Source organism: Sphaerisporangium dianthi (assembly GCF_042654065.1).
GTDB lineage: Bacteria > Actinomycetota > Actinomycetes > Streptosporangiales > Streptosporangiaceae > Sphaerisporangium > Sphaerisporangium dianthi.
Genome location: NZ_JBHSFP010000057.1, coordinates 21249 through 30223 on the forward strand (window position 1 = coordinate 21249; position 8975 = coordinate 30223).

Below are 8975 nucleotides of genomic sequence, written 5' to 3' on the forward strand. Positions count from 1 at the left end.
CTCCATTCTGGCTGCCATGAGCAGCCCTCCCACAAGCGATCGGGTCCAGGGGCCGGCGATCCACGTGCAGGGCAGGAGAAGTCGTACAAGGAACTGCGTGTGTTGCGCGGCATGGCCTTCGAGATGGCCACTTGCGTGTCTTCTGCGCGTCATCTCTGACCTCGGCAGCGACTACCGGCGCATCACCTACGACGAGCGCGCCCACGGCAAGTCGAAGCGCTCGGCGGATTATTCGTTTTATTCGTTCGAGGGTGCCGTCCGGGACCTGGCCACCGGCACCGGCCATCGTTCCCGATTCACCTCTAGGAAAGGAAGACCATGACCATCGAGCGATCCTCCTGGACCGGCATGGTCCCAGTAGACGATACGGCCTTAGCCGTCACCGACACCAACGGCGACGGTGTCCCCGTGATCTACCTCAACGGCCACGCCGCCGTTCAGCGGCATTGGCGGCGGGTCCTTGCCGAGTTGGGGACGGAGTGGCGGCATATCACCTACGACATGCGGGGGCGTGGTAAGTCGAAGCGTTCGGCGGATTACGCGTTCGAGACGAACATCGGAGATGTCGATGCTGTCCTCGCAGCCCGGGGTGTGGCCCGGGCGGTGGTGGTGGGCTGGTCCTATGGAGCGTTCGTCGCGGCGCACTGGGCCGGCCGGAATCCGGCCCGTACCGTGGGCGCGGTCTTGGTAGAGGGCGCGCAGCCCTACGACTGGTTCGAGGAGTCCATGGAACCGGGGATGCGCAAGATATGGAAGCGGATCTGGTGGCCCATGCAGCTGCTGCGCCCGTTCGGTATGGCTCCACGGATGACCGGCGACCAGCTGGCAGGTAGCAACATCGAGCTCGGCAAGATCGCCCGCGAGCGCGACCTGGGCCCCGTGCTGGACAGCATCACCGTCCCGGCGCGCTACGTGGTCGCTTCTGGGGAGTCCTTCGGAAGCCAGGGCGGGCACGAACGGATACGCGCCAGCCTCCCTGCGGTGACTGCCCGCAATCCGAACATCCAGATCAGCGCCAAAGTCGCCAGCAACCACGGTTCGATCCTGCGTAAGGACTATCGCGCCATCGCCGAGGCCGTACGTGAGGTCGCCGCCCTCGACCACGAGGGGAACTGAAGACGCCGCTGTCACCGTGAATCCCGCACGGGAGAATCATCCGCATCGTCGCCTGCATCTCCCGCCGTTGCAGGATCTCCTGAGCCGGCGTCGACCGGGTCCGAGCGAGTTTGAGAGCAGGATCAGAGCATGCTGACGATTGGTCAACTGGCGGCCTATGCCGGCGTCACGGTGCGGGCGGTGCGGCACTATCACCAGATCGGGCTCCTGTCCGAGCCTGAGCGGGATGCCTCGGGTTACCGGCAGTATGGCGCAACGGCGGTCGTGTCCCTCATCAAGATCCGCACCCTCGCCAGCGCGGGTGTGCCGCTGTCTCAGATCGGTCAGATGCTCGAAGCCGACGCATCGACCTTCAACGAAGCGGTCCACAGGATCGACAGCCGCCTGCGCGAGGAGATCGAACGGTTGCAGGCCAGCCGCAAGCAAATCGCGCAGCTCGCTTCCGGGGACAGTCTGGCGCTCCCGCCGAGCGTGGTCGCCTTTCTCGATCGACTTCGCGAGATCGGGGTGTCAGAGCGGGTCGTGGAGGGTGAGCGGGACGGGTGGATCCTCGTTGCGGCACGCTGGCCCGATCACATCCACGAGGTCATGCCCGGGAAGCTCGCGCAGCTTGATGACCCGCAACTCGTTCGCCTCTATCGGATCCTGTCGGAGACCTTGAAAAGCGGCGCAGGCGACGACCCGCGCCTGGAAGAAGCCGCCGACATCCTGGCCAACCTGGCCGAGCAGGCGTACACCTCCGGCGAGATGACGCACCACGATCTAGCGTTCGACCTTGTCGACGCTCTTGCCGCCGAGTCCATCCCGCGGATGCTGGACCTGATGCGCGAGCGTGGCTGGTCCGGTTGGATCCGGCCGGAGCGGCTGGCGGAACCGCCCGGCTGAAGCGGCGTCGACCGGCGGCAGTGATCGGTTGACCGGTCCGACAACTCCACGCGGCCGTCGGGGCGGCGGGCGGCGATGGAGACGGCCGACAGGAACAGTGCGGCCGCTGGCGGACTGGCGGGCATCGCCGGGCCGCTCCTGGCCGACGTAGTCGGCCAGCGCCTGGCGGGCGTCGCGGCCGAGGAACAGCGGGACGGTCGTCAGCGGACGGGCTGCGGGGGCGGTTCACTGACCTGCCGGGCCGGGGGGCGATGCCGGTGGGGATCGCAGTGGCACCGTGGTCGACTCGCGCACCACCAGGTGGCAGGGAAGGGCGTGACGGCCGGGGGAGGGGGAGCCGTTGATGGCGGCGAGGAGTCTTTCGGCGGCGGATCGGCCGAGCCCTTGGAGGTTCATGTCGACGCTGGTCAGTGGCGGCTTGGCACCCTCGATCATGACGTCCCAGTTGTCGAACCCGACGAGCGCGACGTCTTCGGGGATCCGGCGCCCCGCGGCCCGCAGGGCGTCGGAGACCCCGCGCGCGATCTGGTCGCTGCCGCAGAAGACGGCGTCGAACTCCGTCCCGCTCCCGAGCAGGATGCCGGCGGCCTGGCCTCCCCACGCCTCGCTCCATCCGCCGAACAGCGGCGGCGCGACCAGGGAAAGCCCTTCTTCGGCCAGCCGCTCCGTCGTCGCCGCGGCGCGCACCCGGGCGGAGTTGTGGTGGTCGGGGCCGGTGATGTGCGCGATGCGGCCACGTCCGATGGCCAGCAGGTGGTCGATCGCCTTGCGGGCGCCGCCCGCCTCGTCGGGGACCACCGAGCAGTCGTCGGGGTCGGCCGAGCTGATGAAGGCGTAGACGACGGGCACCGGGAGGCCGACACCGATGGGGGCGCGCGCCTCGGTGCGACGGCCGGTCACGATGATGCCGTCGACCCGCCGGCTGAGGAGGGTCTTGACGTAGTACTGCTCCCGGATCGGGTCGCCCCGCCCGTCGCACAGGAAGATCGACATCTCTCCGGCGCCCAGCGCGTCCTCCGCGCCCATCAGGACGGGGATGCTGAACCGGCCGATCGTGTCCGTCGTGATCATGCCCACCGTGTAGGTGCGGCCCGAGTGCAGGTTGCGTGCGCCGGCGTTCGCCTCGAAATTGAGCTGCCGGGCCGCGTCCCGGACGCGCCTGCGGGTCTCCTCGCGAAGCGATCCGCGCCCGTTGAGCGCCTTGGAGGCCGTGCCCACCGAGACCCCGGCCAGCGCCGCGACGTCGGTGATCGTGGCGTGACGCTCCAGTCTCCCCACATTTCCCTCCGCTTTCGGTGGTCGTTGCCTTGTCCACTGTATAGCGCGACCGCTCGCGTGTCGGCATGCCCGTGTAACAGGGCTGAAACGTACTGTTGACCCCTCTTGGCGGCGTTGGTAACGTGACGGCAATCGTTTTCCTGAGTTTTCTCATCAGCTGCGCCCTCCCGTCCTGCCCTTCTCACCTGCGGTTGTTCCCGGCGATCGGTCCCGGCGGTCCCGTGGCCCGCTCGTCAGGGGGACGAAGCCCCCGCGGCCGCGTGAGAGACCTCCGCATCCCCACACGAAAGACCGGAATGACCGAGCAGAAGCTGTCAGACACGCCGACCGACCCCGGCATGGAGGGGACCGCCGAAGCGACCCCGTCCGCCCTCGCCGTCCCCGCGGGGCCGGCCGTCCCCGGGCCGGGGGCCGTCGCCGCTCTCCGGCCGCTCGGCGTGGACCAGGCCCGTCTGCACCCCGAGGGCCTGCTGGGCCGTTGGCGGCGGCGCAACGCCGAGGACACGCTGCCGCACTGTGTGGACAACCTGCGCGGCAGCGGCAACATCGGCAACCTCCAGGCCGCCGCGGGAGAGGGTGAGCAGCCCTTCAAGGGCATGTGGTTCGCCGATTCCGACGTCCACAAGACGCTGGAGGCCGCCCTGTGGGAACTGGCGACCTCCTCCGGTGACGCCCCTCTGGAGGCGTTCGTCGAGGACACCGTGGCACTGCTGGCCCGGGCCCAGCAGCCCGACGGGTATCTGAACTCCTACTTCACGGTCGCCGCGCCCGAGGAGCGGTGGCGCAGGCCCGACTGGGCCCACGAACTGTACTGCGCGGGCCACCTCATCCAGGCGGCCGTCGCCGGCGGCCGCGTCGGCGCTCACCCGGGCCTGCTGCCGATCGCCCGCCGCTTCGCCGACCTGCTGGTCGAGCGGTTCGGGCCGGACGGGGTGGAGGAGGTGTGCGGTCATCCGGAGATCGAGACCGCCCTCGCCGAGCTCTACCGGCTGACCGGCCACCGGCCGTACCTGGATCTGGCCCGGCGGTTCCTCGACCTGCGCGGGCGCGGCCTGCTCGGCCATGGCCGGTTCGGCCCCCGCTACCACCAGGACCACCAGCCCGTACGCGAGTCGCGGGAGGTCGCAGGGCATGCCGTGCGCCAGCTGTACCTGCTGGCCGGCATGGTCGACGTGGCGGTGGAGACCGGCGACCTCCCGCTGCTGGACGCGGCGGAGCGGATGTGGGACGACGCCTTCCACACGCGGACGTACGTCACCGGCGCGCACGGCTCGCGCCACCGGGACGAGGCGTACGGCGACCCGTACGAGCTGCCGCCCGATCGGGCGTACGCCGAGACCTGCGCCGCCATCGCGAGCTTCCAGTGGAACTGGCGGCTGCTGCTCGCGACCGGCCGTGCGCGCTACGCCGACGAGATGGAGCGGGCGGTGTACAACGCGATCGCCGTCGCGGTGTCGTCCGACGGCAGGCACTTCTTCTACTCCAACCCCCTGCAACTGCGCACCGGGCACGTCGGCTCCGGCGAGGAGGAGGCGGCCCGCCGCCTGCCCTGGTACGCGTGCGCCTGCTGCCCGCCGAACATCGCGCGGCTCATGGCCTCGCTGCCCGGATACCTGGCGACGGCCGACGAAGACGGCCTGCAGGTCCACCTGTACGGCGACGCGACCCTCACCGCCGCCGTGGCGGGGGGACCGGTCCGGATTGAGATGCGCACCGACTATCCATGGCAGGGCCGGATCGAGCTGACGGTGGAGGGCGGGGAAGGGCTGAGCCGGCCGTGGACGCTCGCGCTGCGCGTGCCGTCCTGGTGCGCCGCGTACTCGGTGAGCATCGGCGGCGAACCGGTGCAGGCGCCGGCGCGCGACGGCTACGTGCGGCTCACCCGCGCGTGGACGCCGGGTACGAGGGTCGTCCTCGACCTCGACATGCCGGTCCGGCAGGTGAGCGCGCATCCGAGGGTCGACGCGGTGCGCGGATGCGTCACGCTGGCGCGCGGGCCCCTGGTGTACTGCCTGGAGCAGGCGGACCTGCCACCCGGCGTCGTCCTTGAGGACGTGCGGCTGGACCCCGACGCCCCTGTCACGGCGGCTCACCGGGACGACCTTCCCGGCGCCCCGGTCGTGCTCAGCGCGCGCGGCGTGCTCGCCGACGCGCCCGACACGCTCTACACCACCGGCGGTGCCTCGGAGCGGACGAACACGCCGCTCACGCTCACGGCGGTGCCGTACTTCCTGTGGGGCAACCGGAAAGAGGGCCCGATGCGGGTCTGGATTCCGCTCGCCACCACCGGATGACCGTGGCGGGCCGCGCCGGTCGCCGCCGGCACGGCCCGCCGCATAGGACCGCCCACGGCGCTCCGCCTGCTCGGGGAGGGCCGCCGGTCCCGTTCCACCTCCTGCTCTCCCCCCATCTGAGCACAGAAAGAGCGAGGTAGCTGATGAGCAGACCCCGACTCACGCCAGGACGCGCGATCGGTCTGACAGCGGCGGTGCTGGCCGCGGGACTCGGCGGGCTCGTCCCGCCGGCGCCCGCCGAGGCGGCCGGGACCACCCTCACGGTGAACGTCGCCCAGCCCTTCCGGCCCGTCACCCACGTCGCGACCGGCGGGCTGTACGGCCTGGCCGAGAACAGCAGGCCCGCCGACTCCACCCTGCTGCCGCTCAAGGTCAACTCGTTGACGCAGCCCGCTCCCGGCGTGGGACAGCGGCCCAACGGCCAGCCGCCGGGCGGGGACGCGCTGCTGGTGGCCCCGCAGGCCAACCGGGTCGGCGCCGGGGAGTACATCCGGATGCCGGACATCTATCCCAACTTCCCCTACAAATGGGTGAGCTGGAACGACTGGCTGGCCAAGGTCGACACGATGGTCCGCGCCCGCCTCAACGCGACCTCGGTCACCAACATCGTCGGCTGGGAGCTGTGGAACGAGCCGGACTGGACGTGGAACACCGCGTCCGCCGGTTCCTTCAACGACGGCTGGGTGCGCACCTTCCGGGCCGTGCGGGCGCTGGACACCGCGACGCCGATCGTCGGGCCGAGCACCTCCTACTACAACCGCTCCTGGATGTCGTCCTTCCTGAGCAACGCCAAGGCCACCGGCACGCTGCCCGAGATCATCTGCTGGCACGAGCTGGGCAGCCCCAACAACATCGCCGGCAACATCGCCGACTACCGTTCGCTGGAGGCCTCGCTCGGCATCAGCCCCCGCCGCATCTCCATCAACGAGTACGCCGCGACGAGCGAGGTGGACGTCCCCGGCCGGGTCGCCAGCTACGTGGCCAAGCTGGAGCGAGGCGGCGTCGAGACCGCGCACCGGGCCTTCTGGTACGAGTACGGCACGATGAACGGGCTCGTCGTCAACGGCAACCAGCCCACCGGCACGTGGTGGCTGTACAAGTGGTACGGCGACATGGCGGGCAGGATGGTGACCACCACCCCGGCCAACCAGACGGCGCTGGACGGCTTCGCCGCCTACGACAGCACTCGCAAGATCGTCAACGTGGTGTTCGGCAACGAGTCCGGCACCAACACGGTCCGCGTCACCGGTCTCGGCGCCCTGGGCTCCAGCGTCAGGGTGACCCTCCAGTCGACGCCGTCCAACGGCCGCTTCACCGCTGTGACGGCGCCGACCACGATCTCGACGAGCACCGCCACGGTGAGCAACGGAGAGATCAGCGTCTCGGTGCCCAACATGTCCGCCACGAGCGCCTACAACCTGGTCATCCAGCCGGCGAGCGGGGTGCCCACCTACCAGCAGCGCTATGAGGCGGAGAACGCGTCGGTCTTCCGCGCCCAGCGGCTGACCGCCTCCAGCGCGTCCGAGGGCGGCTACGTCGGCCGCATCGACAACAACACCACCGCACACCGCACCGACAGCTACGTCGACTTCGTCGTGAACGTGCCGGCCGCGCGCTCGTACACCATGACCGTCGGCTACGCCAACGGCACCGGGGCGACCGCCACGCAGGGGCTCGCCTACAACGGCGGCGGCTGGAGCACCATCAGCTACCCGCCCACCTCAGGCTGGGGCCAGTTCGGCGCGACCGTCGCCACGACCGTCAACCTGCAGGCCGGCTACAACGTGATCCGCCTGGCCAAGGGCTCTCCCGGCTTCGCCGGTGGCACCGGTTATGCCGAGCTGGACTACATCCAGCTCACCTGAGCGTTTCCGCGCGGGTTCGCATCCTGACCGTGCGAACCCGCGCGGCCGACCCGGTAGACCGAGCCGGTGACCCGGCTTCGAAAGGAAAGACACATGGAAAGACGCCGTTCAGGACGGCGGGGCCTTGGCGCGGCGCTCGTCGTCGTCGCGGTGGCGGGCGGCGCTGCGGCCTGCTCGTCCGCGCCCTCCCCCTCCTCCTCTTCCGGCACGGACGCCGGGCAGGCTTCGGCCGGGGGAGGCACCTACACGATCTGGGACCCCTACCCCCAGTTCGATGACACCTCCGACTGGGTGAAGCTTCTCCAGTCCTGCGGGACCCAGGCCGGGGTGACGGTCAAGCGGACCGGTTACGACACCACCGACCTGACCAACAAGGCACTGCTGGCGGCGCAGCAGAGCAACTCGGCGGACATCCTGATCGTGGACAACCCGGTGGTCTCGACGCTGGCCGAGGCGGGGGTGCTGACCTCGACCGACGAGACGAAGATCGACACCTCCGCCTCCTCGCCGAACCTGCTGGCGGCGGGCCAGATCGGCGGCAAGACGTACGGCATCCCGATCGGGGCCAACACGCTCGCGCTCTACTACAACAAGGACGTGCTGAAGAAGGCCGGGGTCGCCGCGACGTCGGTCAAGGACTGGGCGTCGCTGACGGCCGCCCTCGCGAAGGTGAAGGCGGCGGGCAAGAAGGGCATCACCTTCTCCGCGATCGGCACCGAGGAGGGCAGCTTCCAGTTCCTGCCCTGGTTCTGGGGATCGGGCGCTCAGCTCACCAAGCTGGACTCCCCGGAGGGGGTCTCGGCGCTGTCGCTGTGGACCGACTGGCTGAAGAAGGGCTACGCCCCCAACTCGGTCATCAACAACACCCAGACCACCAGCTGGCAGGAGTTCGCGACCGGCGACTTCGCCTTCAGCGAGAACGGCACCTGGCAACTGGCCAACGCCAAGAAGGCGGGCTTCGAGTACGGCATCATCCCGATCCCCGGCAAGGACGGCGGAGCCGCGCCCGCCCCGACCGGAGGCGAGTTCGTCAGCATCCCGGTGCAGAAGGACGCCGCGCGCTACGCCGTGTCGCAGAAGCTGGTCACCTGCCTGACCAGCACCGACAACTCCTACGCCACCGACACCACGCTGTCGTACATCGCGCCGACCGAGCAGGTGCAGGGCAAGCAGGTGACGGAGAACCCGGAGCTGAAGGTGTGGGTCGAGGCGGTCAAGGCCGCCAAGGGCCGCACCAGCGATGATCTCGGCACGAAGTATCCGAAGATCTCCGAGCCCATGTGGAAGGCGATGCAGGCCGCCCTCAGCGGAGCTCAGCAACCACAGGAGGCGCTGACCGCCGCCCAGGCCGCCGCGGCGAGCGCCATCCAGTAGGAGCGACGCGCACGGCCGGGGGAGGACCCGGGGCGCGTCGGTGCCCCGGGTTCATGGTCGCTTTCACTTCTCTGCCGAACGAAGGACAGCATGGAACACGCAACACAGACGCCGGCCGCGCCCCTCGCGGGCGGCCGGCCGAGGCGGCCGGCGGCTCCGCGGC

The 8975-nt window shown here is 70.0% G+C and carries 6 protein-coding genes; 5 read left to right on the forward strand and 1 reads right to left on the reverse strand.

Going from position 1 to position 8975, the window contains the following annotated elements:
* The first annotated feature begins 318 nt into the window (after positions 1 to 318).
* Together ACFO60_RS38905 and ACFO60_RS38910 are read left to right on the forward strand one after the other, a co-directional pair.
* A complete protein-coding gene (locus tag ACFO60_RS38905; RefSeq protein WP_380851869.1) occupies positions 319 to 1116 on the forward strand; it encodes an alpha/beta fold hydrolase in 798 nt (265 codons plus the stop codon).
* 129 nt (positions 1117 to 1245) lie between these two features.
* Positions 1246 to 2001 (forward strand): MerR family transcriptional regulator, encoded by a 756-nt coding sequence (locus ACFO60_RS38910; RefSeq protein WP_380851872.1) that lies wholly within the window; start codon positions 1246 to 1248, stop codon positions 1999 to 2001.
* 225 nt (positions 2002 to 2226) lie between these two features.
* Here the strand turns inward: ACFO60_RS38910 and ACFO60_RS38915 are convergent, their stop codons facing one another.
* Positions 2227 to 3279 (reverse strand): LacI family DNA-binding transcriptional regulator, encoded by a 1053-nt coding sequence (locus ACFO60_RS38915; protein ID WP_380851875.1) that lies wholly within the window; start codon positions 3277 to 3279, stop codon positions 2227 to 2229.
* 296 nt (positions 3280 to 3575) lie between these two features.
* Between ACFO60_RS38915 and ACFO60_RS38920 the strand changes: the two genes are divergently transcribed.
* The 3 genes from ACFO60_RS38920 to ACFO60_RS38930 all read left to right on the forward strand — a co-directional run bounded on the left by ACFO60_RS38920 (position 3576) and on the right by ACFO60_RS38930 (position 8812).
* On the forward strand, positions 3576 to 5573 hold the full coding sequence (locus ACFO60_RS38920) for a glycoside hydrolase family 127 protein (protein WP_380851877.1): 1998 nt from the start codon (positions 3576 to 3578) through the stop codon (positions 5571 to 5573).
* Positions 5574 to 5716: 143 nt separating this feature from the next.
* Entirely contained in the window at positions 5717 to 7438 is a 1722-nt protein-coding gene (locus ACFO60_RS38925) for a hypothetical protein (protein WP_380851880.1), read from the forward strand.
* Between the two features lie 93 nt (positions 7439 to 7531).
* A complete protein-coding gene (locus ACFO60_RS38930) occupies positions 7532 to 8812 on the forward strand; it encodes a sugar ABC transporter substrate-binding protein (RefSeq protein ID WP_380851883.1) in 1281 nt (426 codons plus the stop codon).
* The last annotated feature ends 163 nt before the right edge of the window (positions 8813 to 8975 follow it).

Bases quoted from the DNA above. Each gene is read 5' to 3' on its own strand.
- ACFO60_RS38905 (WP_380851869.1), top strand. From the start codon at position 319: ATGACCATCGAGCGATCCTCCTGGACCGGCATGGTCCCAGTAGACGAT.
- ACFO60_RS38925 (WP_380851880.1), top strand. From the start codon at position 5,717: ATGAGCAGACCCCGACTCACGCCAGGACGCGCGATCGGTCTGACAGCG.
- ACFO60_RS38910 (WP_380851872.1), top strand. From the start codon at position 1,246: ATGCTGACGATTGGTCAACTGGCGGCCTATGCCGGCGTCACGGTGCGG.
- ACFO60_RS38920 (WP_380851877.1), top strand. From the start codon at position 3,576: ATGACCGAGCAGAAGCTGTCAGACACGCCGACCGACCCCGGCATGGAG.
- ACFO60_RS38930 (WP_380851883.1), top strand. From the start codon at position 7,532: ATGGAAAGACGCCGTTCAGGACGGCGGGGCCTTGGCGCGGCGCTCGTC.